We start from the raw sequence: 212 nt of genomic DNA, 5'->3' as shown, positions 1-212 counted from the left end.
TCTCTCCAGCGACAAAAACGGCGGTGGGTATTTTTCCAGTCACCATAATCAGTATGTAGGTCTCGCCAAGGCGCACCCGTCCGTAAAATCCAAAACACCCCATTGATAAAACGCCGATTATCTTCAGCTACACGCCCCCAAGCGCCTTGACGTCCTGGCAAATGAGGTTCAAGTAGGCTCCAGACGCGATCTGAAATATCGTGGCGGCGGTG

1 protein-coding gene is annotated in these 212 nt (G+C 52.4%); it reads right to left on the bottom strand.

Annotated elements, in window-relative coordinates; genetic code table 11:
- On the bottom strand, positions 1–212 hold a 212-nt coding region (locus Xets_RS12650; protein WP_187651784.1), incomplete at both ends, for a transposase.

Source organism: Xenorhabdus sp. TS4, assembly GCF_014467265.1.
In the GTDB taxonomy this organism is placed as follows: domain Bacteria; phylum Pseudomonadota; class Gammaproteobacteria; order Enterobacterales; family Enterobacteriaceae; genus Xenorhabdus; species Xenorhabdus ehlersii.
The sequence above is the reverse complement of the archived record's forward strand: the minus strand, read 5'-3'. Positions and strand labels throughout refer to the sequence as shown.